This window comes from Methylobacterium crusticola, from assembly GCF_003574465.1.
Classification (GTDB): domain Bacteria; phylum Pseudomonadota; class Alphaproteobacteria; order Rhizobiales; family Beijerinckiaceae; genus Methylobacterium; species Methylobacterium crusticola.
The window spans coordinates 1-11,419 of record NZ_QOWC01000243.1 but is presented as its reverse complement, the minus strand read 5'-3'; the positions used below and the strand labels follow the sequence as shown (position 1 = coordinate 11,419).

Here is an 11,419-nt window from a genome sequence, read left to right as displayed (position 1 = left end):
GCGCGTCGACTCGCCCCAGGCCGCCCCGACGACCCCCCCGACCACCGCGCCGACCGGGCCCGCCACCAGGGCGCCCGCGACGATGCCGGCCCCGGCGCCGACCGCGGTGCTGCTCTGGGCGCGGGCCTGCGTGGCCAGGCAGGCGGGAAGACAGACGGCCGCGACGAGCGCGAGCCTCGATGCCGGACCTCTCAACGGACGACCTTCTCGTTTGGCGACAGCGGGATCCGGGCCCATGACGCCGGAACGTGACCAAACCGCGGCCTCGCCGGGGCGCCGGTCAGGCCGTTGATCCCGCCGCGCTTTTCCCCCGGACCGCGGGCCGGCCGCGGGCTCCGGCGGCGCCGGCTCCACATCTCCGCAGGCACCGCGGCGCGAACGAGGCCCGGTCCCGTGCGGTCCGGGCCGGAACGGGCGCGGCCCTAGGCGCCGGCCCGCCGAGGGGCTAGAGGGAGGGCGAAACGGCTCCGCACAGGCAGGATCTCGGACGCGATGGCAGACAAGGCGGTCCCGCACTTCCACAACCAGGATGGCGTCCCGGTCATCCACGTCGGCTCGAAGGAGTTCATGTGCATCGGCGCCCTGCCGCCGTTCGACCATCCCCACGTCTTCCTCGACATGGGCGCCGACACCGAGATCATCTGCCAGTACTGCTCGACGCTGTACCGCCACCGCCCGGACCTGAGGGCCGGCGCCGCGGACCCGGCGTCGTGCGTCTGGGACGACCGCGCCCGCCTTGCCGCCGAGTAGGCCCGTCCCGGACCGGCCGGGCCTGCGCGTCGCGGTCGTGGGGGCGGGCATCGGCGGCCTCACGGCGGCCCTGGCGCTCAGCGCCCGCGGGCACGACGTCACGCTGATCGAGCGCCGGACCGCGTTCAGCGAGGTCGGGGCCGGCCTCCAGCTCTCGCCCAACGCGAGCCGGGTGCTCGCCGATCTCGGGCTCGGTCCGGCCCTGCGCCGGGCCGCGGGCGAGCCCGCGCGGGTGTGCATCCGGGGGCTCGCGAGCGGCCGGCAGATCGGCGAGGTGGCCCTGGGCCGCGCCATGCGCGAGCGCTTCGGCGCGCCCTACTGGGTGATCCACCGGGCCGACCTCCAGACCATCCTGCTCGACGCCGCCCGCGGGCGGCCGGGCATCCGGCTCCTCGTCGGGCGCGCCGTCACGGGCCTGAGCGAGGACGGCGCCGGCGTCGCCCTGACGCTCGAGAGCGGCAGCGGCCGGATCGAGACGGCGGCGGCCGACCTCGCGGTCGTCGCCGACGGCGTGCGCTCCGCCCTGCGGGCGCGCCTCGACCGCCGGCGCCTGCGCGCCCTGTACCAGGCGGCCTGGCGCGCCACCGTCCCGCGGGAGGCGGCGCCGCCGGCGCTCCGGGGCGACGAGACCGGGCTCTGGCTCGGGCCCGGCCGGCACGTCGTGCACTATCCCATCGCGGGGGGGCGCACGATCAACCTCGTGGCGGTGATGCCGGAGGACGGCGGCAGCGAGGAATGGGGCGCCCCCGGCGACCCGTCGCGCCTGCGGGCCGCCTTCGCGGATGCGGCGCCGCCCCTCGCCGCCCTGCTCGGCCTGCCCGAGTCGTGGCTGGTCTGGTCCCTGGTCGACCGCCCGGCCGCCCGGCCGATGGCCCGGGGCCGCGTGGCGCTGCTCGGCGACTCGGCCCATCCGGTGCTGCCGTTCCTGGCCCAGGGCGCCGCGCTGGCGATCGAGGACGCGGCGGTGCTCGCGGGGGCCCTCGCGGGCGGCCAGCCGGTGCCGGCGGCGCTCGCGCGCTACGCCGCCGACCGGGCCGAGCGGGTGCGGACGATCCAGGCCCACGCCCGCCGCAACGGCCGCCTCTACCACGCCGGCGCCCTGGTCTCGGCGGCCCGGGACGCCGTGATGGGCCGCCTCGGGCCCGCCCGCATGACCGAGCGCTACGCCTGGCTCTACGGCTGGCGCCCCCTCGGGAGCGCGTGAGGCGGCCCCGCCCGCGCCTTGATCTCCGGTGCCGCCCCGGCTACCCCGGCACGGCAGGGCGCGCTGCCCGCGGACGTGGCGGAATCGGTAGACGCACGAGACTTAAAATCTTGCGACCTCTGGTCGTGCGGGTTCGAGTCCCGCCGTCCGCACCACATTGATATAGTTGGTTTTTCTGGTGTTCGGTTCGGTTGAAGCTGACGGAATATCGGCTTCTCGTGATGTCCATGTCGGCACCATGTCGGCACGCGGACGAGGCGGTTACGCTCACAGTGACCTCCAATTGTAGGTGGTTGGTGCCCGGCTGCGCGGTGGACCGAGAGCTCTTCGCTCTCAGCCGGGCAAAATGTCACGCCGGCTGCTACCAGCTCTCCATGACGGCTAAGCGGGCCCCTGCCCTCTCGCGGTACGCCTCGGCCACCTCGTGATGCCAAGCGGATCGGTCGAGATCCCGCCTCACCTGCCAGACCGTGAACCGGACGTGCAGGTAGGCGAACGGGGAGACGATTAGGAACAGGAGCCTCATTCCGGCTGCCCCCACGCCTTCACGATCTCGGCCATTAGCGCTTGATCGTGGATCCGCCGCTCGCAGAGCATCTCGTGCCTGAGCCGCAGTTCGAGGATGCGGTCGCGCTCGTCCTTGTCCTGGGTCGTGTGGCGACGAGCAGCCACCTCGTCGGCGACACGGTCGCGCAGGTAGGCAAACCGGTCGCCCTCCGCCTCCAGCCAGTCGCCGAGGCTGTTGCTGTCGTGGGTGATGTCGCTGCTCTGAGCGCGCGGCTGGCACGTGAAGGCGTCCAGCACCTCCCTGAACCCGGTGAGCAGGTCGTAGAAGTTACAGAGCTGCTCGACGTCGAACCCGTCGAGGTTGACCATGTGGGCCATGGCCTGCGGGCTGAGGCTGAACAGCGGCTCGGGCGCGGAGTTGGCGGGTTGCGGGTTGCAGGCGCTCATGACAGCACCTCCTCGTCATGGGTGTAATCGTCGCCGTCGTCGTCCAGGCTGCTCGCCTCCACGCACGGGTAGTCGTCCGCGAAGGCTAGGGCGTAGAGCGCATGGATGTTGGTGCTGAGGGTAGCAGCGTTAATGCGGTGCTCCCGCTCGGCCGCCAGCGGGTAGAGGCGGGCGTACTCGGTCGGGGTCACCTCTCCCGTGTCGAGGGCGCGATTGAGGCAGCGCCGGGTCCATGAGCCGAAGGTGGGAAGGTTCAGCTCTGGGTAGCCGTGGACGGCGTCGTGGGAGAGCCGGTCCGTCTCCGAACAGGCGGCGCGGAACAACGCCATGGCCTCCTCGCTGCCGGCCTCGGGCGGAGCAGGGTGTGCAAGTTGCACACCCTGTTGCGATCCGGCAACAGGGTGGGGAATTTCTCTCCCCTTCATCTCAGGGGAGGCAAGTTGCCCCCCCTTCTCAGAAACAGAGCCACCGAGGGCTGGTGCCACCGGCAGGGCCGCGAGGCCAGCGAGGAGGCCGCGGCGCCCCATGGTAGGGGTCGTAATGGGTGCCACCTTCATCACAGTTCTCCCCGAGCCAGGAGCACGTCGAAGGCGTGTGCCTCGTTGGGGCCCTGCTCTGCGAAGAACCGGCACAGGGCTTCGCGCAACTCGGCAATGCGATCGCGCTCGCGATCCAGGTCGTCGGTCCGCATCGCGCGGAGTGCGCTCGTGACGGGTCCCACCTGAGTATGAGGCAGGCGTGATCGTTCACCCGCGAAAGCGGGCGTGGTAGGCGTAAGGGTAGGCATGGGACGTCGCTCCAAGGACGTTGCTGGTCAGGCCCGGCGCGGGAGCTTCCATCTTCCCGTCGGGCCGCATTTAGTGTTATCCTGATTTCATGAGCACGTCAATTCGGGATAACACAAAAAAGCGGGGTCGCCCGAAGACGACTGGCAGGGGCCAGCTCATCGGCGTGCGCCTGCTCCCCCCTGCGCTCGATCCGCTTGATGCTTGGATCGCAGATCAGCCAGATCCGAAGCCATCGCGGCCGGAAGCAATCCGAGAGGCGCTGACGGAGCACCTGAGAACTAAGGGCTATCTGACATGATGGCCCAGACTCTCGCCGCCACAGCCTGCCTTTGCCTGTTCACCACAGTCAGTGAGGCAAACCAATCCGGCAGGTCCTATCACCTCGCCCTTGCAAATCCGGCGTCTGTGAACTGCGCAGAAAAGGGTGGGAAGTCTGAGATCCGGAACGGTGATGCGGGCCAGACCGGCTGCTGCCGGTTCCCTGACGGTCAGGTTTGTGAGGAATGGGCCCTTCTAAAAGATAACCGCTGCATGCCTCCCAAGTGAACGCACAAGCACAACCCGCGGCGACCCATTGAATTTGAACCAGATCAGGTTTGGCGCGCTAGCAGGGTTAATCGCTATCATTGCTGCGCAAGTCTTAGAAGCTGCGGGTGTAGAGCGCGCGGTTGAAAATTGCGCAATATCCGTAGTCCTAGCTTTCCTAGTGCTTGCTACGGCGGCAATGTCACGCTAGCCGGTAGCGCCTTCTCCACCCAGGAAAGCGCCAAGCAGACCGGCATCCGCCTCCAAAGCCCATCAGGAGCCCTGACATGCGCCAGCTCGGCACCGTCACCCTCCACATCGAGCCTGCTACCACGGCGATGCCGGCACGGGTCTCAGTCGCTGTCGCCGGCCCAACCACACGTCCGGACGAGGCTGTCTATCTGACCGCACAGTGCGTGACGCTCGACGAACTGGAGGGGCAGATCAACGGGCTCCAGGATGAGTTGGACGTGCTGCGGGCGGAGGCTCGGCGCGTGTTTGCGGATCAGGCTGGTCACGCCTGAGCGCCGCCTCGTGGAAAAGACGATGAAAGCAGAGCGATCCTGAGATGACCGAGCACGGCGTTCTGAGCGCCTCCGCCGTCTGCATCCTGGCCACCGCCGCCTTGTGGCTGTTCGCGATGCCTGACGAGCCGACGCGAGCCTTTCAGGATGGTGCGGGCGCGGCGGCTCTCGCCACCATCATCGTTGGTGCGGCACTGAGGCGGGGTGCTGGTCAGTGAGCGGCAGTCCACTGCCAGGGAGTCGGAGGATCAGCCGAGAGCCGTCTCCGTGGCATCGCGCTTCGCATATCTTCTGGCCGCGCGCGTAGTCGACGCAGCCCTATTGCTAGGAGGCATCAATTATAGATTGAATGCCTAGAGAGAGAGGGAGCGCAAAAGTATCTTTTCCGCAACGTACTTAGATCCTTCCGGGCTTAAGTGCCCATAATCGACCGCCGTAAGATTATATGGATTGCGCATTTCCGGAACTTTTGCCAAGCAGCCCTGATCAGAGCACAGGTGTTGTAAAAGCGAAACGAACTTCAAACTTTCTGCATGCTGGTATTTCACACTCAATACTTGATCGGTTTGAAACACAGATCGTACAAGCCCATCGCTAATTGCACTCACGTCCGACCCCCAATGCCGTTTTACGATTATCATAGGCAGCGACGGTTCCCAGTGCGGTGCAGGGCCGACCAGTACGACTGAGCTAACACCACTGTCATGAGCGAATCGTGCGATCTCATCCCAGTCGGTTGCCTCATGTTGTTCTTTCTGAGCTAGAATCAAAACAGATGGCGCAAGCACTTTAAGTTGTTGCCTCGCATATTCGTTGCTTTTGTTGCATGCATTTCCTCGTGCTGGTTGTGGATCTGCCGTAAGCCGAGGTCGGCAGCCACTTGTTGCTATTTGGGCGAGAGAAATTCCTGATGGTAGAATTGTCCGAAGGCCATGAGAAAGAGCCTGCGCGTGAGAGTCACCCCACAGAAGCCAAGTACCTTTCGGTCCGGCGGCAGTACAGGTCTCGGCAATTGCGTCTTTGCTGACTTTGCGATCTTCATCGTAAAAGTCACATTGTGGTTTATAGTACGGGTTCATGTCCCGGTCGAATGAGCGTTGGAGCCGGCTGTAGTGCTGCAGGAACGCGTTCTCGGGCCGTTGGTCGATGCTGCGCCAGGGAAGCCCGTCGAGGGAAGTAATGAAGAGCCCGTAGACCATAAGCGCGGTTGCAGTTGCCGCGTAGACCGAAGGTGACAGGATTGGAAACGTCCTGAGGCGAACCGGCTTTTCGATGAACCTGTAGGTGAGCCATGAGAGTACGAAGCTGGCAAACACAAGGCTGATGCGCAGTGGTCGTGACAGTTCCCCGGAGCCTTCGTAGGTGCCCAGGATATGACCGAACGACAAGATGGGCCAGTGCCAGAGATAGAGGGGATAACTGATCAGTCCGATTCCCACACATACGGGATGCGCGAGGATCCTGCGATTGAACCAGGCATTGGGCCCTGCCGCGATGAGCAGGCATGCGCCGGCCGTTGGGAGAAGAGCGCGCCAGCCAGGATATGGGGCAGACTCATCAAATGACACGAGCGCTGCTATGATCAGCAATATGCCTATGCAACTGGTGTAAGAGTTGCCGCGGGCAACGGAAGATCCTGTAAATACGAGGTAGGCTAGCGCGCACCCGATCATCAGCTCCCACAAGCGCCCGAACGGCAAGTAGAATGCAGCCACCGGATCGCGAGGCAACGTCAGAATGTTGATCGCGAACGAGACGAGGCCGATGAGGATCGCTATAGACAAGATGTAATTACGACAGTATTTCCAAATTAACATCAAAGAGATTGGCCACACGATGTAGAACTGCTCTTCGACGGCCAGAGACCAAAGGTGCAGCAGCGGCTTCAGAATCGACGTCGTATCGAAGTAAGCGGCCTCGTTCCATAGAACGATGTTCGCCAGGAAGGCTGCGCCTGCCGCGATATGCCTGCCAACCTGAGAATGATCGTCCGATCGGAGGCAGAACCATGCGATGCCCGCAGTCGCCGCGAGGACAACAATCAGTGACGGAAATATGCGTCGGATGCGGCGCGCGTAGAAGTCAGATAGGCTGAACGAATCGGTATTTAGTTTGTCGTATATGATCGCACTTATGAGATATCCAGAGATCACAAAAAATATATCAACACCGATGAATCCACCTTTGAGCCACAGAGGGAAGGCATGAAATCCAACGACGGCGATAACTGCCACGCATCTCAGGCCGTCGATATCCGGCCTGTATGCGTCGCCAAGTACACGCCCAGATGATACGTGATTGTTCATCGACTGACTTTTTGGTGATCGTAAGAGTGCGATGCCGTGGGCAGGGCGTGAGCGACATATGCATCCACAATCCTCATCCCTAACCCCAGGCAGGCGATGCATGAGGCGGGATGGACATGATCGTTCTTGGGGACACGTGCCTGTCAATTCGGAGCTTAGTACGGGACGACCGTCGGTCCGAGAGCGATTTTTGGAGTTTTCAGCGATCAATTTTTCATATGATGCACCACCTTTCGGCGTACTCACGCGGCTGTATGGAGCCGAGCCGCGCTTTGCAGGCTCAGTCCAACCTCAAGGAGACCCGCGTGTTGGCTTGTGCCTGTGTCCAGCATGATTTGCCTTATCGGGCATGGTTGTTTCAACTACGGCGCCTGTTGCGCACCGCGACGTAGCCTCGCGCCAGCCCCAGTGGCAACACGAAGCCGAAACACACGGCTGCGCCCATCAAGACGGCTTCCATCTCAAACTCCTCAGTTGTTCCCGAACCGGCTACCCTTCCTAGCGATAGCCCGGCGCCTAGTCTGCTCGGCCTGCGGCGCTCGCGATCCGCGCGTCATGAAGGATATGCGGGCGCATTACGACAAGCTCTATCGCGAGCAGGGATGGGGTGGGCAGCTCGCCGGTCCCCTGCCGCCGAGCTACCGGGTGGTCGGGCGAGACGTGCCGTGGCCGGAGCGCCGCGAACCGGAGCCCTGAGGCTCCGGTGGTTGTCCGAGGGCAGACATCCAGACTTTCATCAGGCCATCCAGGGAGTAGCGATCCAGCTGCGCCAGCATGCGCTTCTCCATGTGCGCCATGACCATGGCCTGCAAAGGCTGAAGGTCCGGGAGCCCGAGGAACACACGCGCCTCCTCGGGCGTGCAATCAACGTCTGCGGTGACCTGCATCGCGAAGCCCTCCTCATCCCGAAGAATGCGGACCAGCTTCGATCGATCCAGTGTTTGAGATCTTGCGAAGGGCGGGACGTGCCGTGGCCGGCGCGGAGGCGGGAACCCGATCTGGGCTCCCGGCGCTAGGAGCGGACCAATCGCGTCGCGTCCCGTGCCCCCATGCTCATCCTGCTCGCCACCATCCTCTTCGCCTTCACCGTGCTCATTGCCCTGGCCGTCGCCGTCGCGGTCGCGCTCGTGACCTGGGTAGACCCGGGCTGACAAGAGAAGCCCGCCGCAGCGGCTGCCGGGCGGGCCAGTACAGGATAGACTCGGGTTAGCTTGCCTCTGCCCATTCCGTCCCGCAAGCGTCATCGGATCGCCCCCTACGCGTTCCTCAGCTCAGATGCATCGTGGGCGTCGGGGGAAGGTGCCACTGGTTGGCCGCGATAGCTCGTGGCACCCTGGCTGCCGACCTGTTCCCAGAGTCGCAGGGAGGCGGCGGGTCGGGCTCTAGGACGCAACCTTGGGGGTCCGACCCGCTCACGTTCAGATTGCTGGTTGCTGGCCCGACGTTGACCGCTGGCGGGCGCTCGCTCTCTCCAGCCGATCGTGCCACGTTGGATCTGTCTTCCTGCTGGTGACGACCAGGCGAGAAGGCAGCGGGTCGGGCTGCTGTCGTGACGGACGGGGGTCCGACCCGCACTACAGGACGTTTCTCCGCATCCTCACTGCTGCACCGTCCAGAATGCCGAGGCGGGAGCAAGGCGGAGACAGCATCCGCCATCATCGGCCGCTAAGCCCCTGAGATAGCTTGGCACGGCTACGGGCTCGGATTGCCTACCCACGTTCCAACCCATGAGGCGCACGGAAATGGTGCTGCCGGAGGCGGCGGTTGAGGTCGGTACCCTCAGAGTTTCTTAGGCCGTCTGCCTCACCAGAGCAGCATGATCGCTGATGCCGGGTCTGAACTCAACCAGCTTGACAGCAAGAGAGCCGCTGTGGGTGGATGCCAGACCATCGGGCTCGACCGGAGGGGCAGATGAGGCGCTGGTTGCTGCGTGCGTTCTATCTCGTCTTCGTCATCTCGTTCAACGTCGCACTGCTCTGGGCACTCGGGTTCATCTTCCCCATGGCTCAATTCGCGAACCCCCTGACGGCTTTGCACGAAGAGCACTTCCGCCGCGCTATCCCGAAGGAGATTGAGGCAGCGTCCCTCGTCGCTTACGGGTCGACCTCGCGTCTGTGGAACCTCTTGTTTCCCATCCCCGCCCGCAAGTCCTGTGGCGGGGCTGCACTCAGGATTTCCGATGAGACGGCGGCTGATCTGGAGGCTCACGGCCTAGTCCGGCTGCGCTCGGCCCGGATCGGACAAGGCTATCAGGGAGAACGACTGGAGGATTTCTACACCTACGGCCCTTGGCGGCCAACGCCAGTGCCGAACAGGTGGCGAGGAGACGGGAAGTGGGCGGGATCGCTTCATTGCTTTGGTGAGAACGATCCCGCGTTCGACGTGAATGCCGTGTATGAGGCGGCCCGGGAGGCTGGGGGCTACTTCACAGAGGCAAGCGCGAGCCAACTCCTTCTCATCCCGCGGCTGCGCCTCGTGGTCATCACGTTCGATAAGTGACGACCGAAGGCGAGCTCGGAAATAGCTAAGCTGATTGGGTATTGACCCTAGGTAGGGAAGGTAGGGGACTCATTCAGATCCATGCGATGACACAGGAAACGAGTGCGATGGCGGCCAGATAGTTGCAGGCCAAGCGGTCGTAGCGTGTTGCGACGCGCCGCCAGTTCTTGAGGTGGCCGAACAGGCGCTCGATGCGGGTGCGACGGCGGTAAGCGATCCGGCTGTGCTTGTAGGGCACCGTCCGGGTGGCCGTGGACGGGATGGTGGCGATGGCCCGGTGGCTCTTCAGCCAATCCCTCAAGCTCTGCGCGTCGTAGGCCTTGTCGGCAATCAGCCGCTTGGGCGGCACGACGGCTCGCAACAGAGGCAGCGCCATAGTGATATCGGCCACGTTGCCGGGCGTCAGGGCAAACGCAACCGGTCGGCCACGACCATCGGCCAAGCAGTGGATTTTGCTCGTGAAGCCGCCGCGCGAGTGGCCGATGGCCTGGCTCCAGGCCCCCCTTTTCCGCCAGAGGCGGAGCGGTGGGCTTTCACATGGGAAGCGTCGAGCATCAACTCGTCTGGAACAGGGCCTGCTGCTGCGATCTTGGCAAACAGCCGCTGCCAGATCCCGCGCTGCGACCACCTGTTGTAGCGGTTGTAGATCGTCGTGTGTGGGCCATAGGCGGCGGGCGTATCCTGCCAGCGGCAGCCGACCTTCAGCACATGCAGGATGCCGCTGATCACCCGCCTGTCGTCGACCCGAGGTTTGCCCGGTTGGCCGTGAGGCAGATGTGGCTCGATCCGCGCCCAGGCTTCATCCGAGTGCCAAAACAGCCGTGCCATCGCGATCCTCCCGCGCTCGAAACCCCAAAATCAGGAAGAAAACGCAAGCGACAGCAATTGGTTGTATGAGTTCCCTACCTAGAATGAATGAGTACCAATAGTTTTCTGCTGAAATCCCATAAATAAACCCTCTTGTTCAGACGCGGGCAAAAGACCTTTAGGCGTTATTTTCTTTATACGATTTTTCGTACCTAAGTATATAACTAGATTGCTCTTAACGCAGATGGCCATATCATCGCCCGAAAAGTTTTCCCAATTGGTCCCTATAACGGGGTGAGTGTGATAAACAGCGACAATCTTGTCTTTGCCCATTGCTTCAAGATAGCTAAAGTTGAAAGATGAGTTGTCGGGCCCTCCCGGCTCAGGATCTATCGTGTAGAACAACTGGCGACCACTAACTTGGAATACCGGCCCCGAGTACTCTATTCCTTCCTTGAGCGATGTTGGAATGATTTTCATAAATGCCGCCTTAGCAGCGGCATCCATGCTTGGAAAGTTTTTGGGAATTTGACCAACGATAGTGATTTCAGGGAGGGTGACTACTCCGCCGCTCATACGGACCTCCACTCTTGCCGCTTTTTACATATCACATTTGAACTGCCTCGAAAATCGCGGGCGCCTCCTCGGTCTGAACATCTGATAGCATCAGGGCAGCTGAAAGCTCAGCTTACTCCGCCTATACCCATTCCCCGTTGTCATCAGCCAATGCCATCTGCCGGTTTCTGGCGACGCTGACACGCCGGAACATGCCCTCCGCGCTGGTCTTCGTCTTGGCGCCCGCCGGGAAGCCGTTGAGCGTGATGTCGAGAGAGGCGCGGCCGCTGAGTTGCAGGACGTTGCCGCCGTTGATCATCCCGACACCGTTGTAGCCGAGGCGGCGATAGAGCATCTCTTCGCCCGGCCCTTTCACCTCGTCGTCACGGACGCGGCTGTAGCCCTTGCTGCCCGGCTGGTAGCTAGGCTCTCGTTGATTCCAAGAATGTCCCTGCCAGCCGACGCGACGGCGACGGACGGAGCACCTCGTGCTGTCGCTGCAATGGC

The 11,419-nt window shown here is 63.5% G+C and carries 14 protein-coding genes, 1 tRNA gene and 1 pseudogene; 7 read left to right on the top strand and 9 right to left on the bottom strand.

What is annotated here, in order from left to right; translation table 11 throughout:
* The coding region (locus tag DT057_RS31840) for a DUF456 family protein (RefSeq protein ID WP_203236431.1) at positions 1 to 195 on the bottom strand (195 nt) is incomplete at its 3' end.
* Between the two features lie 297 nt (positions 196 to 492).
* Between DT057_RS31840 and DT057_RS31835 the strand changes: the two genes are divergently transcribed.
* The 3 genes from DT057_RS31835 (at position 493) to DT057_RS31825 (ending at position 2,109) form a co-directional block, all read left to right on the top strand.
* Positions 493 to 750 carry a zinc-finger domain-containing protein gene (locus DT057_RS31835; protein WP_128566051.1) on the top strand — a complete coding sequence of 86 codons (258 nt, stop codon included), beginning with the start codon at positions 493 to 495 and terminating at the stop codon, positions 748 to 750.
* Positions 737 to 1,954: an FAD-dependent oxidoreductase gene (locus tag DT057_RS31830; protein WP_128566050.1), complete on the top strand. Its 1,218-nt coding sequence runs from the start codon at positions 737 to 739 to the stop codon at positions 1,952 to 1,954. The genes DT057_RS31835 and DT057_RS31830 overlap by 14 nt, the downstream gene beginning before the upstream one ends.
* 69 nt (positions 1,955 to 2,023) lie before the next feature.
* Positions 2,024 to 2,109, top strand: a tRNA-Leu gene (locus DT057_RS31825).
* Positions 2,110 to 2,476: 367 nt separating this feature from the next.
* Here DT057_RS31825 and DT057_RS31820 read toward each other — a convergent pair.
* The 3 genes from DT057_RS31820 to DT057_RS37335 all read right to left on the bottom strand — a co-directional run bounded on the left by DT057_RS31820 (position 2,477) and on the right by DT057_RS37335 (position 3,599).
* Positions 2,477 to 2,908 carry a hypothetical protein gene (locus DT057_RS31820; RefSeq protein WP_128566049.1) on the bottom strand — a complete coding sequence of 144 codons (432 nt, stop codon included), beginning with the start codon at positions 2,906 to 2,908 and terminating at the stop codon, positions 2,477 to 2,479.
* Positions 2,905 to 3,237, bottom strand: coding sequence for a hypothetical protein (locus DT057_RS31815; RefSeq protein WP_128566048.1), 333 nt, complete (start codon positions 3,235 to 3,237; stop codon positions 2,905 to 2,907). The genes DT057_RS31820 and DT057_RS31815 overlap by 4 nt, the downstream gene beginning before the upstream one ends.
* Positions 3,238 to 3,464: 227 nt before the next feature.
* Positions 3,465 to 3,599 (bottom strand): hypothetical protein, encoded by a 135-nt coding sequence (locus DT057_RS37335; protein WP_269152996.1) that lies wholly within the window; start codon positions 3,597 to 3,599, stop codon positions 3,465 to 3,467.
* Between the two features lie 391 nt (positions 3,600 to 3,990).
* On the opposite strand from DT057_RS37335, the gene DT057_RS37600 reads away from it, so the two are divergent.
* From DT057_RS37600 to DT057_RS36260, 3 genes are all read left to right on the top strand, one after another.
* Positions 3,991 to 4,242, top strand: a complete 252-nt coding sequence (locus DT057_RS37600; protein ID WP_128566046.1) for a putative hemolysin — start codon at positions 3,991 to 3,993, stop codon at positions 4,240 to 4,242.
* A 266-nt stretch (positions 4,243 to 4,508) separates the two neighbouring features.
* Positions 4,509 to 4,745 carry a hypothetical protein gene (locus DT057_RS31800; protein WP_128566045.1) on the top strand — a complete coding sequence of 79 codons (237 nt, stop codon included), beginning with the start codon at positions 4,509 to 4,511 and terminating at the stop codon, positions 4,743 to 4,745.
* A gap of 44 nt (positions 4,746 to 4,789) precedes the next feature.
* Positions 4,790 to 4,963: a hypothetical protein gene (locus DT057_RS36260; protein WP_203236430.1), complete on the top strand. Its 174-nt coding sequence runs from the start codon at positions 4,790 to 4,792 to the stop codon at positions 4,961 to 4,963.
* 135 nt (positions 4,964 to 5,098) lie between these two features.
* On the opposite strand, the gene DT057_RS31795 is transcribed toward DT057_RS36260, so the two are convergent.
* Positions 5,099 to 7,051, bottom strand: coding sequence for an acyltransferase family protein (locus DT057_RS31795; RefSeq protein ID WP_162501568.1), 1,953 nt, complete (start codon positions 7,049 to 7,051; stop codon positions 5,099 to 5,101).
* A 638-nt stretch (positions 7,052 to 7,689) separates the two neighbouring features.
* The gene (locus DT057_RS31785; RefSeq protein WP_128566042.1) at positions 7,690 to 7,938 is read right to left on the bottom strand and encodes a DUF6489 family protein; all 249 of its coding nucleotides are present in this window, start codon (positions 7,936 to 7,938) and stop codon (positions 7,690 to 7,692) included.
* A 1,024-nt stretch (positions 7,939 to 8,962) separates the two neighbouring features.
* Between DT057_RS31785 and DT057_RS31780 the strand changes: the two genes are divergently transcribed.
* Positions 8,963 to 9,550: a hypothetical protein gene (locus tag DT057_RS31780; protein ID WP_128566041.1), complete on the top strand. Its 588-nt coding sequence runs from the start codon at positions 8,963 to 8,965 to the stop codon at positions 9,548 to 9,550.
* Between the two features lie 73 nt (positions 9,551 to 9,623).
* Here DT057_RS31780 and DT057_RS31775 read toward each other — a convergent pair.
* From DT057_RS31775 to DT057_RS36255, 3 genes and pseudogenes are all read right to left on the bottom strand, one after another.
* A protein-coding gene (locus tag DT057_RS31775) for an IS5 family transposase (RefSeq protein ID WP_128566040.1) occupies positions 9,624 to 10,378 on the bottom strand; the annotation gives its coding sequence in 2 pieces (ribosomal slippage) (positions 9,624 to 10,048 and positions 10,048 to 10,378; 756 coding nt in all).
* Positions 10,379 to 10,456: 78 nt separating this feature from the next.
* A complete protein-coding gene (locus DT057_RS31770; RefSeq protein ID WP_128566039.1) occupies positions 10,457 to 10,933 on the bottom strand; it encodes a DUF4329 domain-containing protein in 477 nt (158 codons plus the stop codon).
* A 121-nt stretch (positions 10,934 to 11,054) separates the two neighbouring features.
* Positions 11,055 to 11,419 (bottom strand): annotated as a pseudogene (locus DT057_RS36255) (hypothetical protein); the annotation flags it as partial.

What these genes read in the sequence shown, in the direction of transcription:
- DT057_RS31835 (WP_128566051.1), top strand. Translation starts at nt 493, where the DNA reads ATGGCAGACAAGGCGGTCCCGCACTTCCACAACCAGGATGGCGTCCCG.
- DT057_RS31820 (WP_128566049.1), bottom strand. Translation starts at nt 2,908, where the DNA reads ATGAGCGCCTGCAACCCGCAACCCGCCAACTCCGCGCCCGAGCCGCTG.
- DT057_RS31815 (WP_128566048.1), bottom strand. Translation starts at nt 3,237, where the DNA reads ATGGCGTTGTTCCGCGCCGCCTGTTCGGAGACGGACCGGCTCTCCCAC.
- DT057_RS37335 (WP_269152996.1), bottom strand. Translation starts at nt 3,599, where the DNA reads ATGCGGACCGACGACCTGGATCGCGAGCGCGATCGCATTGCCGAGTTG.
- DT057_RS37600 (WP_128566046.1), top strand. Translation starts at nt 3,991, where the DNA reads ATGATGGCCCAGACTCTCGCCGCCACAGCCTGCCTTTGCCTGTTCACC.
- DT057_RS31800 (WP_128566045.1), top strand. Translation starts at nt 4,509, where the DNA reads ATGCGCCAGCTCGGCACCGTCACCCTCCACATCGAGCCTGCTACCACG.
- DT057_RS36260 (WP_203236430.1), top strand. Translation starts at nt 4,790, where the DNA reads ATGACCGAGCACGGCGTTCTGAGCGCCTCCGCCGTCTGCATCCTGGCC.
- DT057_RS31795 (WP_162501568.1), bottom strand. Translation starts at nt 7,051, where the DNA reads ATGAACAATCACGTATCATCTGGGCGTGTACTTGGCGACGCATACAGG.
- DT057_RS31785 (WP_128566042.1), bottom strand. Translation starts at nt 7,938, where the DNA reads ATGCAGGTCACCGCAGACGTTGATTGCACGCCCGAGGAGGCGCGTGTG.
- DT057_RS31780 (WP_128566041.1), top strand. Translation starts at nt 8,963, where the DNA reads ATGAGGCGCTGGTTGCTGCGTGCGTTCTATCTCGTCTTCGTCATCTCG.
- DT057_RS31770 (WP_128566039.1), bottom strand. Translation starts at nt 10,933, where the DNA reads ATGAGCGGCGGAGTAGTCACCCTCCCTGAAATCACTATCGTTGGTCAA.